The following is a 13,517-nucleotide window of genomic DNA, read 5'->3' as shown; positions in this document are numbered from 1 at the left end:
GATAAAAACCCAACCCTAAAAATTAGGAGTTGGGTTTTTAAATCTTATCATCTATTCCAATGATCCAGTATCACATTTACAGACCTCTCCATTTCTTTAAAAAAAGGAGCACCAAATTTTCTTGAATAAATTAATTGACCATAATTTTTTGCATGGGCCTTATTATTAGGATTGATTTTATCATTCAAATGTTTAAACATATGATCAAAATCTTCTTTTGATAACTTTTTATACTTTTCATTAAACACAATATATTTCTCATCAAATCTAGAAGTCTTTCTTCTTTTCATATCATCAGGATAATAACCAAGTGTCAACATCCCTATAGGAAAAACCTTATCAGGTAAATCAAACATTTCCTTATGAACTTCATAATTCTCCATAATATCTCCAACATAACATGAACCAATACCAAGTGATTCAGCAGCAATTACAGCATTTTGAGCAGCAATCATAGTATCTGATATAGACAAGAAAAGATCTGCATTATTTGGACCCTTATAGTCCATATCATTTTCCTTACAATACTCTTCAATATCGCAGTGCTTTAAATAATCAGTCCATCTTTCCATATCAGCAAGAAAAAGCAGCACTAATGGAGCCTTAGCTATGAAGGGTTGATTATCACAGGTTTCACTAAGTTTTTTGATTTTTTCCTTATCCTTTATAACCAGTATAGAATAGAGCATCATATTACCCGCACTAGGAGCCCTCATAGTAGAATGAAGAATCCTCTCTAAATCTTCATCAGTAATTTCTTTTTCCTTGTACCTTCTAAGGGACATTCTATTATTTAATACTTCTAAGGTTTCATTCATATAAATTCCTCCTCTATTTTATATTATTCGCTATAGTTTTAAATAATCCTCTATATATCTATTGAATTTTCAAAATATTTTCATGATATAATATAATAGGATTTTAAATATTATTATATTGGAGGGAATATATTGACTAATTCATTAATAGACAAGGCTATAATGTTTGCAACCATAGCCCATTCAAATCAAAAGAGAAAGGGTAAGGAAATACCTTATATAATGCATCCAATGGAAGTCGCTACAATAGCTAGTCATATCAAGTATGATGAAAACATAATATGTGCAGCACTTTTACATGATGTAGTTGAAGATTCACAAGTAAACATTGAAACATTAGAAGAAATGTTTAATGGGAGAATAGCTGAGTTAGTAAGTGCACAAAGTGAAGATAAGACAAAATCTTGGAAGGAAAGAAAAGGTCATACAATAAATTATTTGAAAAATGAAAAAGACGAAGATATATTAATAGTGGCTTTAGCAGATAAATTAGCAAATATTAAATCATTATATAGAGATTATTGTAGAGAAGATATGGGAGAAAATTTTTGGAAGAGATTTAATATGAAAGATAAAGAGGAACACAAGTGGTACTATAGCTCACTTATAGAAAGTTTTAAAATCCTAGATAAATATGAAGAATATCACGAATACATAAAATATGTAGAAAAAGTATTTGATTAGCAATTTTTACTGTCCTTACAAATGGACTCCTCATTTGAAATAATAGATATAACTAATAAATGAGGAGATGTTCATAGTGAAAAAAGTTATAGGTATCATATCATTAGTACTATTTATGATAATAATGCTTCAATCATGTGTAGTTGGATTAGGAAACGCTATGGAAGGTCAAGGTGAGATAAGTGGCAGTGCAGGTTTTCTTTTAGCTATATCAATGCTCATAGGTGGAATACTTGCAATGATTTCAAAAGATAAAAAAGGCATACTTATAACAGCTATAGTTTTTTATGTATTAGGCGGATTAATAGGTATAACAAATATAGGTTCATATGCAGACCTTGCAATATGGTCAGTGCTTAGTCTTGTATTTGGAGGATTGTTGATGGTTCATTATTTTAGGAATAAGGGTATGTATGGTGAGAAGGAAAGCAAAAGAGAAGAAAAAGTTGGAGTTAAGTAGGAAATAATTATATGATTCAATAAATATTATTTTTCATATGTTTTTATAGTAATAATTACTAGTATTATTAAAAAAATATGAAAGGAGGGATATTATGGCTGTAAAGCATATTCCAACTGGTGTTATTCATAGTGGAAATAAAGGTGGAAAGACTGGATGTGGTATTGATACTAAAGATCAATCGAGTCATTGGGTAAACTCTCATCAAAGAATCACTTGTAACAAAAATGGATGTAAAAACTAGAAGTACATTTTTTCTAAAACATAGGTAAAATAATTGATTATTTTACCTATGTTTTTTTATATTAAATCTCATTATACTTATTAATTAAGTTTAGAAAATTGCTAAAATAGCTAAAGATATATATAATAATTATATATATATAATTAATTTACAACAATGGAGGAATTGACAAAATGGCTATAAAAAAGAGTGAATTATATAACAAACTATGGAAAAGTTGTGATGAATTAAGGGGAGGCATGGATGCCTCTCAATATAAAAACTATATACTAATACTTTTATTTATGAGATATGTAACAGATAAATACTATGGTAAAAAAGATGCCCTTATTTATGTGCCTGAAGGTGGAAGCTTCAAAGACCTTATGGAATTAAAGGGTGATAAAGAAATAGGAGACAAGACTAATAAGATTATTAGAAAAATGGCAGATGAAAATGATTTAGTAGGGGTTATAACAGTAGCAGACTTCAATGATTCTGATAAGCTTGGAAAAGGAAAAGAAATGGTAGATAGGTTGTCTAATCTAATAGCCATATTTGAAGATGAAAAATTGAACTTTGGTAGTAATACAGCAGAAGGCGATGATATTTTAGGTGATGCTTATGAATATCTCATGAAGCATTTTGCAACTGAATCAGGAAAGAGTAAGGGACAGTTCTATACCCCGGCAGAGGTATCAAGAATAATGGCCCAGGTAATAGGGGTTGAAAGTATAGAAAAACAATCTCAAACAGTATATGACCCTACAGCAGGCAGTGGTTCCCTACTACTTAAGGTAGCAGATGAATCAGGAAACGGTCTTACCCTATATGGTCAAGAAAAAGATGTAGCAACAGTAGCACTTGCAAAGATGAATATGATATTACATAACAATGAACTATCAGATATTCGTCAAGGAGATACCTTATCTTCACCTGAATTCAGAGATAAAGAAGGTAAACTTAAAACATTTGATTTTGCAGTAGCAAATCCGCCTTTTTCTACAAAGAGTTGGAGCAATGGCTTTGACCCAGCAAATGATTTATACAAAAGATTTGATGGATATGGACTTCCACCAGCTAAAAATGGTGACTATGCATTTTTACTTCACCTAATAAAATCTTTAAAAAGTAACAAAGGAAAAGGTGCCATAATACTTCCTCATGGAGTATTATTTAGAGGAAATGCAGAAGCTACTATAAGGGAAAATATAATAAAAAGAGGATATATAAAAGGTATAATAGGTCTCCCTGCTAACCTATTTTATGGTACAGGAATACCTGCAGCAATCATAGTAATTGATAAGGCAAATGCTTCTGTAAGAAAAGGTATATTTATGATAGATGCAAGTAAAGGTTTTATCAAAGATGGAAATAAAAATAGATTAAGAGAACAAGATATTCATAAAATAGTAGACGTATTTAATAATAAAACTGAAATACCTAAATATTCTAGAATGATACCAATAGATGAAATCAAAGAAAATGAATATAATCTAAACATCCCAAGATATATTGATAACACTGAAGAGGAAGACATCCAAGATATAAGAGCTCATCTAAGTGGGGGAATACCAAATAGAGATATAGATGAGTTAGAAAAATATTGGGAGGTATATCCAAAATCAAGAAATACACTTTTTTCTAATAGTGAAAAAGAAGGATATAGCAAATTAAATGTAGAAAAAGAAAATATAAAGGAAACTATATTTAATGATGAAGAATTTATAAACTACAGGCAAGAAATAAATACTATTATAAATAATTGGTCTAATAAATATAGGGAAATGTTTAGAAATATAAAGACAGGATCAAACCCAAAGGAAATAATTGAAATAATATCAGAAGATATATTAGAAAAATTTGATGGCAGAATACTTATAGATAAATATGACATATACCAATATCTAATGAACTATTGGCTAGATACTATGAAAGATGATACTTATATGATAGTTGAAAATGGCTGGATAGCAGATAAAGATTTGGTACCCCAAGAATTAATAATAGATAAATATTTCATTGAAGAAAAGGAATATATAGAAGCAAAAGAAGTAGAAAAAGATGAAATATCAAGAGAAAAAGAAGAATATGAAGAAGAACATAGTGAAGAAGAAGGAATACTTGAAGAAATAAAAAACGACAAAGGAAACATTACAAAGGGAAATTTAAAGAGCAAAATAAAAGAAACCAAAGATAATGAAGACTACAAAGAAGAATATGAAGTATTAAATAATTATTTAAAATTAGTAGATAATGAATCAAAAGCTAACAAAGAAATCAAAAAGTTAGAGAAAGAATTAAATAAAAAAGTAGATAATAAATATAAAGAACTAAGTGAAGATCAAATAAAGGGACTCGTAATAGATTATAAATGGGTTCCAACAATAACTAAAGAAGTAAATGGAGAATTAGAAAGAATATCTCACAGATTAACAACAAGGATAAAAGAACTAGCAGAAAGATATGACGAGCCATTACCTCAAATAGAAGAAGAGATAAAAGAATTAGAAAGTAAGGTAGAAGGACATTTAAAGAGGATGGGATTTTCATGGTAGAAGAGATGAAAATTAGAGATGGATATAAGAAGACAGAGGTCGGAGTTATACCTGAGGATTGGGAAGTAGTAAATCTTATTGAAATATCTAATTTGATAGGAGACGGAATACATACTACTCCTAAGTATGTATCTAATTCTGAGACTTATTTTATAAATGGAAATAATTTAATCAATGGAAAAATAAAAATTTTTAAAGAGACAAAATGTATAAATAAAATTGAATATGAAAAGCATAAGAAAAATTTAAATAATAATACAATTTTAATGTCAATAAATGGTACAATAGGAAATTTAGCTTTCTATAATAATGAAAAAATTATTTTGGGAAAGAGTGCTAGTTATATAAATATAAATAAAGGTGCAAATAAAAAATATATTTTTTATCAATTACAAATGGAATCTATTAACAAATTTTATGAAAATAAACTAACTGGAACTACTATAAGAAACTTATCTCTTAAAACAATAAGAGAAACTCCAATATTATTACCCCCACTAAAAGAACAAAAAGCTATTGCTACAGTCTTAAGTGATATGGATGATTTAATTGAATCAACTCAAAAATTAATAGATAAAAAGAAAAAAATGAAACAAGGAACAATTCAAGAGTTACTTACAGGAAAGAAAAGATTAGATGGATTTAGTGCTGAGTGGATAACTAAAAATTTAGAAAAATTATTTAATTTTAAACAAGGGGTTCAATGCTCTGTATTAAAGCAGAGAGTATTAAAAGAAGAAGGTTTAGTAAGGTTTATAAGAATAGTAGATTTAACAAAAAATGATGAGTTGCCTAGATATATTAAAGATCCAGGACTTGAACATCATGTATCAAATGATGATTTGTTTATGATTAGATATGGTGAACCTGGAATTGTTGGATATGATTTTGAAGGAGTTATAGCTAATAATTTATTTCATTTAAATCCTAAAATAGTAATATATAATAAATTTTTTTATTATCTCTTGACTTACATGAAAAAAGAAATTGCACAATTATCTAGCTCAACTACAATGGCTGCTTTGAATTTTGAATCACTAAAATTATTGAATATAAAAACACCTAAAGACATAAAAGAACAAAAAGCTATAGCTCAAATACTATCTGACATGGACTCAGAAATAGAACTACAACAACAAAAACTAGAAAAATATAAAACTATTAAAAAAGGCATGATGCAAGAACTTCTTACAGGGAGGATTAGATTGATATGAGTAAAGTAGGTCAAAGAGAAAGACAAACTCAAAATAGAGTAGTAAATGTTTTTACTGACAAGCTAAACTATAATTATCTTGGTAATTTTGAAGATAGGGAAAACAATTCAAACATTAAAGAAGAACTTTTGAGAAATTATTTAAAAGAACAAAACTATAGTGATACTCTTATAAATCGTGCTACTTCAAAATTCATAGAAATATCTACTAATAATATTGAAAGTTTATATGATATAAACAAGGAAGTATATACATTACTTAGATATGGTGTTCAGGTAAAAGAAGATTTTAGTGAAAACAATGAGACTGTTATGTTTATAGATTGGCAAAACCCTCTAAACAACGATTTCTATATTGCAGAAGAAGTCACTGTAAAAGGAGAAAATACTAAAAGACCAGATATCGTCCTATATGTAAATGGAATAGCCCTTGGAGTTATAGAACTTAAAAGATCTATTGTATCAATTTCAGAAGGCATAAGACAAAACTTAGATAATCAGAAGAAAGAATTTATAAAACCTTTTTATAATACTATGCAATTAGTCATGGCAGGAAATGATACAGCAGGTCTTAGATATGGAACTATTGAAACTAGTGAAAAATATTATTTAAACTGGAAAGAAGATGACAAGGCAAATGATCCCTTATCTGAAGAAGTAAAAATAATATCTGGTGAAGTAAAAGAGTTATTAGATAAACAAATAATAAAATTATGTCACAAGGAAAGATTTTTAGAAATTATTCATGACTTTATAGTGTTTGATAGTGGTATCAAGAAGATTTGTAGACCAAATCAATATTTTGGAGTAAATGCAGCTACTAAAAGAATCAAAAAAAGAGAAGGTGGTATAATTTGGCATACTCAAGGAAGTGGAAAAAGTCTCACTATGGTATGGCTTGCCAAATGGATTAGGGAAAATATAGCGGATTCAAGAATATTAATTATAACTGATAGGGAAGAGCTAGACTCTCAAATTGAGAAGGTTTTTAAGGGTGTAGATGAAAGTATCTACAGGACTAAAAGTGGTTCAGATTTAATAGAAAAGCTAAACTCTACGACTCCACTTCTTATAAATTCTTTAATTCATAAATTTGGTAAAAAAAGTGGAGAGGTCAAAGAATCTGATTACAATAAGTATATAGAGGAACTTAATAATTCACTACCCAAGGATTTCAAAGCAAAGGGTAATATCTATGTATTTGTAGATGAATGTCATAGGACTCAATCAGGTAAGTTACATGAAGCTATGAAAACCATTCTACCAGATTCATTATTTATAGGTTTTACTGGTACTCCACTTCTTAAAAAAGACAAACAAAAAAGTATAGAAGTATTTGGATCATATATTCATACCTATAAATTTGATGAAGCAGTAAAGGATGAAGTTGTACTAGATTTACAATATGAAGCAAGGGATGTAGAACAAGATATAAATTCTCAAGAAAAGATAGATGAATGGTTTGAAGCTAAAACAAGAGGACTTACAGACCATACTAAAATCAAATTAAAGCAAAGATGGGGCACTCTACAAAAAGTACTAAGCTCCAAATCAAGACTTATGATAATTGTAAATGACATAATTCATGATATGAGCACCAAAGATAGATTAGAAAGTGGCAAGGGTAATGCTATTTTAGTCGCTGGAAGTATCTATGAAGCCTGTAAATACTATGAAATATTTCAAGGAGAAGGTTTTAAAAAATGCGCTATCATTACCTCATATAATCCTCATATATCTGATATAAAAGGTGAATCTACAGGAGAAGAAGATACTGAAAATATAGAGAAATATGAAGTATATCAGGAGATGCTAAATGGTAAAAAGCCAGAGGTGTTTGAAGAGGAAGTAAAAAAGAAATTTATAGAATCACCAGCTCAAATGAAATTACTAATAGTAGTAGACAAGCTTTTGACAGGTTTTGATGCTCCACCAGCCACTTATCTATATATTGATAAATCTATGAGGGACCATGGTCTATTTCAAGCAATTTGTAGGGTTAATCGTTTAGATGGAGAGGACAAAGAATATGGCTATGTGATCGACTATATGGATTTATTCAAAAGCTTAGAAAAATCAGTAGAAGACTATACATCCGAAGCATTTGACTCATATGAAAAAGAAGATGTTGAAGGTCTTTTAAAAGATAGGTTAGAAAAATCTAGTGAAAGGCTGGATACTGCACTTGAAAGTATAAAGGCACTTTGTGAACCAGTAGTACCACCTAAAGAATCTAAGGAATATATTAGATATTTCTGCGCAGAAGATACCAGTGATAAAGATGCTCTAAAAGAAAATGAAGAAAAGAGAAAAGCCTTATATAAATATAGTGCAGGACTGCTTAGAGCATATTCACATATAGCTAATGAAATGAAAGAAGCAGGATATAGTGATAGTGAAATTGATTCAATAAAAAAAGATGTAAAATATTATGACAACATTCGATTGGAAGTAATGATAGCAGCCAATGATTATATTGATTTGAAATCTTATGAGCCAGCTATGAGACATTTAATAGATTCATATATAAGTGCAAAAGAACACAAAAAAATATCAGCATTTGATGACCTTTCTTTAGTAGAATTAATAGTTGAAAGAGGTAAGGATGCCTTAGATGAATTACCTGAAGGTATAAAGGAAGATAAGGAAGCTACAGCAGAAACTATAGAAAACAATGTTAGAAAATTAATAACGGATGAAAAACCTACTAATCCAAAATATTATGAAAAGATGTCTATTTTATTAGATGAACTTATTAGAGAGAGAAAAGAAAAAGTGAAAGATTATGAAGAGTATTTAAAAACAATCATAGATTTAACTAAAAGGGCTAAAAATCCATCAGATTCAAAATCCTATCCTAAAGAAATTAATACTAAAGCTAAGATGGCTCTATATGATAATTTAAATGAAGATAAGGATTTAGTATTAGAAATAAATGCAGAACTTGAATTCAACACTCCAGATGGTTGGAGAGGGAATAGAATAAAGGAAAGATATGTAAAAAACACTTTAAGAGAATATCTAGGAGATGATGAAGAGCTTGTAGACTCTACTATAGACATAATAAAGAATCAAGGTGAATATTAATTGGAAAATATAAATATAGGAAATATTGATATTGAGTTTATAAGAAAAAATATAAAAAATATTCATTTGTCAGTTCATCCACCAGAAGGTAGGGTGAGGCTGGCTGTACCTAAAAAGCTAGATGATGAATCAGTAAGACTCTTTGCAATATCAAAACTTCCTTGGATAAAAAAACAAAAATCAAAATTTCTATCACAGGATAGACAATCAAAAAGAGAGTTTATATCTGGAGAAAGTCATTATTTTTCAGGGACTAGATATTTGTTAAATGTAATTGAAACAAAAGAAAAGCAAAGGGTAGAAATAAGAAATAAAAAATATATAGATTTGTATGTAAAGTCTAATAGCACTATAGAAAAAAGGGAGAAAATAATGAATGAATGGTATAGAAATCATCTAAAGCAAACTATACCAGACTATATCAATAAATGGGAAAAAATAATTGGAGTTTCTGTGAATGAAAGTAGAGTAAAGAGAATGAAAACAAAATGGGGAACTTGTAATGTGGAAGCAAAGAGAATATGGATAAATTTAGAATTATCTAAAAAAACACCAAGATGCCTTGAATATATAATAGTCCATGAGATGGTGCATTTATTAGAAAGACACCATAATGAAAGATTTCATGCATATATGGACAAGTTCATGCCAAATTGGAGGGGCATAAGGGCTGAACTTAATAATATGGTGTATGAGAGTAATACTAGGATTTGATAAGAAGGTTTAATATAAAAGTAGAATTAAGATAAAAAATTTAAATATTAGGAGTGATATTAGTGGGAAGTGGTAAAATAAGTGTTGATAAGAAATTGCTTCAAAAGATTTTTTCTCAGGATTTTTGGTTTGTAGTACCAGAATATCAAAGATCTTACGTGTGGCAAAATGATAACGTATCTGAGCTACTTGATGATTTGAAATTTGCATTTGATAATAAACCTAAAAATGAATATTTTCTAGGATCACTAGTTTTAAAAAAGACTGATAATGAAGATTATGATGAATATGAAGTTTTAGATGGTCAACAACGTCTTACTACTTTTCTTATAATAATTGCATCATTAAGGGATGTTTTAGATAATGATAGCTATAAAAGAACTCTTCAAAAATTAATTTTTCAAGAAGAAAATAAGCTTTTAAAAATCCCTTCTAGACAAAGAATTACATTTCATATAAGAGATAGGGTAGAAGATTTTATTAAAGAAAATATTGTTAAAGAAAATGGTACAAATAACAAACAATATATTAGTGATAAAATCAATGAGGATAATATTTCTATATCTAATATGGCTAATGCAATTTTAACAGTGCGTAATTTTTTAGAAAATAATGAGCGATTAGAAGATTTTGCAGAGTTTTTATTAAATAAAGCATTGTTTATTTATGTATCAACAGATAACACAGAAGATGCATTTAGATTATTCACAATTTTAAATGACAGAGGGATTCCATTAACAAGTTCCGACATATTAAAATCAAAAAATATTGGAGCAATTACAAGCGACAAAGAAATAAAAAAATATGCAAGAATCTGGGAAGAAATAGAAGGTAAATATGGTGAGGATTTTGATAGATTTTTAGCATTTATAAGAACAATCCTTGTAAAAGAAAAGGCTAGGATAAATTTATTAGAAGAGTTTGAAAAAAATATTTATAATAAAAATATTATATCACTAGGTAAAGAAACAATTAATTTAATGATGAATTATGATGATATATATAATCAAATAATAGAACTTGAAAGCGATAAACTTAGCAATGAATATAAAAATCTAATTACAATTATGAAGATAGGTCTCCCATCTGAAGATTGGATTCCTCCTTTACTTTTTTATTATAGTAAATTTAAAATGAATAAATTATTCGAGTTTTTAAAAAGATTAGAATATAAATTTGCAGGTGATTGGATTTGTCAAGAAAATCCTACTAAAAGAATAGAGGCTATGAATCGTATATTAAAACAAATTGAAAAAACAGATGAGAATAATATTGATAGTTTGATTAATAATAATGATTTATTTAATATTGATATGAATCAATTCAGATTGATGATAGAAGGAGAAGTATATAAAAGAAGATTTGGTAGATATATACTATTAAAATTAGAATATTTAATGAGTGATAATACTGTACATTTATCAGGATATAAACGAATAAGTGTAGAACATGTATTACCACAAAATCCTAGAGAAAATAGTAAGTGGTTAAAAGATTTTAATGATTTAGAAAGAGAAAAATGGACTCATAAGATCGCTAATTTAGTATTAATAAGTAAAATTAAAAATTCTAAATTGAGCAACTTAGAATTTAAAGAAAAGAAGGAAAGATATTTAAAACAAAGAGTAGATGCTTTTCATGCTAATAAGATTTTTTTAGAGAAAAATGATAATTGGACACCAGATATTCTTAGAATCAGACAAAAAGAATTAGTCGAAAAATTAATTAGAAATAAATAATTTTTCGAACACAAAAAACCAAAAATACAATAGTAACTTTACCTCCAAATTTCTATATAAGTAGTAAATATAAAAATTTGGAGGTAATTTTATGCAAAATTTATTTAACAGTAACCCAATAGTAGTTAATAGAGATATAGCAAGAGTTTTAGGATTAAATGAGACAATAGTACTTCAGCAAATTAATTACTGGCTAGAGGTTAATAGAAAGAAAAATCATAATTTTAGGGACGGAAAATATTGGACATACAATACTATAGAAGAATGGAGAGAAGAATTTCCATTTTGGAGTAAGGAAACAGTAAAAAGAATTTTTAAGAAATTAAGGGAAATGAAATTACTTTTAATAGGAAATTATAATACTATGAAAATGGACAGGACCCTTTGGTATACAATTGATTATGAAGAGCTTAAAAGATTATTACCTAATGCAAAGGAACAAAATGAACCAATCCAAGAGGTAAAAATTACCCCACCAATACCAGAGACTTCTACAAAGAATTCAACAAAAGATATAAATAAGTCTATCAGTCAGTCTAATACTATAGTAAAGGAAGAAGTAGTAGTAAGAGAAGAAAAAGAAGAAAGACAAATTGACAGAAGGAATAATCCTAATAATTTTAATGATGATTTTAAAAGAATACTTAATAATTGCTATATAGATGATTTAGATGAATCATATAGATCTGCTGTAAGTCATGCTATAAAGATGCTTTTATTAGACATAGAAAATAATATTAAGGTAAAAATAGGAAATACCTATATTCCATCATCTATGGTAAAAAAAGACTTAGAAAAGCTAGATCATTTCACTATAGAATATGCAATAAATAAATTTAAAGAAATAAGTAAAACTGTGAAGATTAAAAATCCTATTTCCTATTTAAGTACATGTATCTATAATGCAATAAATGAAAAGAAAATAGAAATAGATGCAAGGCTTAGATATGAGGGATTGGTGTGATATAATTGGTATATATAAAAGATATCAATTACAAAAAGGAGAATTCACATGGCTAATAGTACATTCATAAAAGGAAAAAACGGATTTCCAATACACCTATATATATGGGATAGAGTAAGTAGTCCCAAGGGACTTATTCAAATATTTCATGGTATGGCAGAACATGCAGCTAGGTATGAAGAATTCGCTAGATATCTGAACAATGAAGGTTATATTGTATATGCATCTGATCACAGAGGACATGGTAAAACTGCAAAAAGAATAGGTGATTTGGGTGATATAGGAAAAGATGGTTTTAACAATATAGTGGAAGATGGATATATAATTAATACTATGATAAATAAGAGATATCCTAATCTACCTATAATACTCTTAGGTCATAGTTTTGGTTCATTTATTGCTCAAGAATATATAATCAGATATGGATATACTATAGATGGTCTAATACTTTCAGGCTCTGCTAAAATGAAAGGGATGGATGTAAAACTAGGTAAACTTGTATCAATTGTTGAGTCCAAAATATATAATTCTAAAAAGAAAGATTATTTAATAGATAAAATTAGCTTTGGAGGATTTAATAAAAAGATAGAACATCCAAATTCAAAATTTTCATGGCTCACTAGGGATGAAGAACAGGTTAAGAAATATGATGAAGATCCACTATGTGGAACAATTTTTCCCATTATATTTTTCAAGTATTTTTTTGGGGGATTATCTAAACTTTATATTGATGAGAGATTGGAAAAAATACCAAAATCTTTACCTATATTCATATTTTCAGGTGATAAGGATCCAGTAGGAGGATATGGGAAAATGGCAAAAAATCTATATATCACATATAAAGATATAGGAATAGAAGATGTAAATATGAAATTATATATTGATGGTAGACATGAAATGTTAAATGAGATAAATAAAAGAGAAGTGTATGATGATATTATTAAATGGATAGAAAATCATATAAGTTAAACATATATTAAACAAAGTATTGCTTCAATCTAACTCCCAAGGGTATATTCATCACAACAGATTGGAGTGATATATATGAAAAAAGAAA

Annotated in this window: 11 protein-coding genes; 10 read left to right on the top strand and 1 reads right to left on the bottom strand. The window is 28.1% G+C overall.

Annotated features, from left to right (window positions below; genetic code table 11):
• Positions 1 to 47 precede the first annotated feature (47 nt).
• On the bottom strand, positions 48 to 818 hold the full coding sequence (locus ACTHUW_RS01880) for a nitroreductase family protein (protein WP_442212391.1): 771 nt from the start codon (positions 816 to 818) through the stop codon (positions 48 to 50).
• A gap of 132 nt (positions 819 to 950) precedes the next feature.
• Between ACTHUW_RS01880 and ACTHUW_RS01875 the strand changes: the two genes are divergently transcribed.
• The 10 genes from ACTHUW_RS01875 (at position 951) to ACTHUW_RS01830 (ending at position 13,429) form a co-directional block, all read left to right on the top strand.
• Positions 951 to 1,502, top strand: coding sequence for an HD domain-containing protein (locus tag ACTHUW_RS01875; RefSeq protein WP_442211083.1), 552 nt, complete (start codon positions 951 to 953; stop codon positions 1,500 to 1,502).
• Between the two features lie 67 nt (positions 1,503 to 1,569).
• Entirely contained in the window at positions 1,570 to 1,962 is a 393-nt protein-coding gene (locus tag ACTHUW_RS01870; RefSeq protein ID WP_442212389.1) for a hypothetical protein, read from the top strand.
• A gap of 94 nt (positions 1,963 to 2,056) precedes the next feature.
• Positions 2,057 to 2,206, top strand: a complete 150-nt coding sequence (locus tag ACTHUW_RS01865; RefSeq protein WP_442212387.1) for a hypothetical protein — start codon at positions 2,057 to 2,059, stop codon at positions 2,204 to 2,206.
• A gap of 173 nt (positions 2,207 to 2,379) precedes the next feature.
• Positions 2,380 to 4,743, top strand: coding sequence for a type I restriction-modification system subunit M (locus ACTHUW_RS01860; protein WP_442212385.1), 2,364 nt, complete (start codon positions 2,380 to 2,382; stop codon positions 4,741 to 4,743).
• Complete coding sequence (locus ACTHUW_RS01855) at positions 4,737 to 5,957, top strand: restriction endonuclease subunit S (protein ID WP_442212383.1); 1,221 nt, start codon at positions 4,737 to 4,739, stop codon at positions 5,955 to 5,957. Before ACTHUW_RS01860 ends, ACTHUW_RS01855 begins: the two co-directional genes overlap by 7 nt.
• Complete coding sequence (locus tag ACTHUW_RS01850; RefSeq protein WP_442212381.1) at positions 5,954 to 9,043, top strand: type I restriction endonuclease subunit R; 3,090 nt, start codon at positions 5,954 to 5,956, stop codon at positions 9,041 to 9,043. Before ACTHUW_RS01855 ends, ACTHUW_RS01850 begins: the two co-directional genes overlap by 4 nt.
• Positions 9,044 to 9,757 carry a M48 family metallopeptidase gene (locus ACTHUW_RS01845; RefSeq protein WP_442212379.1) on the top strand — a complete coding sequence of 238 codons (714 nt, stop codon included), beginning with the start codon at positions 9,044 to 9,046 and terminating at the stop codon, positions 9,755 to 9,757.
• 62 nt (positions 9,758 to 9,819) lie between these two features.
• The gene (locus ACTHUW_RS01840) at positions 9,820 to 11,496 is read left to right on the top strand and encodes a DUF262 domain-containing protein (protein ID WP_442212377.1); all 1,677 of its coding nucleotides are present in this window, start codon (positions 9,820 to 9,822) and stop codon (positions 11,494 to 11,496) included.
• Between the two features lie 91 nt (positions 11,497 to 11,587).
• Positions 11,588 to 12,460, top strand: coding sequence for a hypothetical protein (locus ACTHUW_RS01835; protein ID WP_442212375.1), 873 nt, complete (start codon positions 11,588 to 11,590; stop codon positions 12,458 to 12,460).
• A gap of 48 nt (positions 12,461 to 12,508) precedes the next feature.
• The gene (locus ACTHUW_RS01830) at positions 12,509 to 13,429 is read left to right on the top strand and encodes an alpha/beta hydrolase (RefSeq protein ID WP_442212373.1); all 921 of its coding nucleotides are present in this window, start codon (positions 12,509 to 12,511) and stop codon (positions 13,427 to 13,429) included.
• The last annotated feature ends 88 nt before the right edge of the window (positions 13,430 to 13,517 follow it).

This window comes from Senegalia sp. (in: firmicutes), from assembly GCF_052088025.1.
Taxonomy (GTDB): Bacteria; Bacillota; Clostridia; order Tissierellales; family SIT17; genus Anaeromonas.
Note: the sequence above shows the minus strand (reverse complement) of the source record. Positions and strands in the feature narration are given on the sequence as shown.